The organism is Streptomyces sp. AC627_RSS907, assembly GCF_019049165.1.
The window spans coordinates 1-716 of sequence record NZ_JAGMUE010000369.1; the positions used below are offsets into that span (position 1 = coordinate 1).

General features: G+C 65.9%; 1 protein-coding gene and 1 pseudogene. Both read left to right on the forward strand.

The window, feature by feature from the left end:
• Positions 1 to 66: 66 nt before the first annotated feature.
• On the forward strand, positions 67 to 312 hold the full coding sequence (locus KUM32_RS35930) for a hypothetical protein (protein ID WP_217146109.1): 246 nt from the start codon (positions 67 to 69) through the stop codon (positions 310 to 312).
• A 53-nt stretch (positions 313 to 365) separates the two neighbouring features.
• A pseudogene (locus tag KUM32_RS45510) lies at positions 366 to 569 on the forward strand (IS701 family transposase); the annotation flags it as partial.
• Between the last annotated feature and the right edge of the window lie 147 nt (positions 570 to 716).

The following is a 716-nucleotide window of genomic DNA, read 5'->3' on the forward strand; positions in this document are numbered from 1 at the left end:
ACGATCCCGATACGCGAACTCACTCGAACCTCCTTACGACCACGACGCGAATGCGAAAGAGGACGCATGACCATCAGAATGACCGACTCCGGATATCACGGACCGAAGCCGGGTGAGCGTGTGTACGACCCGTTCACCGATCGGATCGGGGTGCTGCAATCGGTTCACAACGTGGAAGATCTCCTGTTTGACCCCGAAGTCGACGGAAAACGTGTCGCCTTTCTCCGCCCCGTGGGTGGCGGTATCGAGTGGACGGCCAACGCCGACGGGCTCCGTTTTCCGGAGTCGGAACACGGCCAGCAGGCCGGTTAGTACGGCAGCCGCCGTTGGTGTGACCGGTGATACGGCTGGTCGTCGCGCTGGTCATGGGCGGGGACATCACGGTTGACGAGGTACGCCGCCGGGTTGCCGGGCTGGATGCGCTGCGCGGCCGGATCGGCCGGTATCTCCGCAGGTCGGAACCGCGTAGACGGGTGGGTGAATATCTGCGCGGTCTCCTGGCTCCGCTGGAGCGTAGGAACGGCTGGACGCTGGTCGAGCAGGCCGGCGAGGTATGCCCGGACGGTATTCCGGCGATCGCTGGCTGACGGCGAACGCGCCTACTACCTGTCCCACGCCCCCGCCAGTACCCCGCTGGCGGTGATCGTCCGGGCCGCCGGAGCACGCTGGCGATCGAGGAGTGCTTCCACGCCGCGAAGAACGAGGCCGGCCTGGAC

Coding starts and splice junctions, on each gene's coding strand:
- KUM32_RS35930 (WP_217146109.1), top strand. CDS start 67: ATGACCATCAGAATGACCGACTCCGGATATCACGGACCGAAGCCGGGT.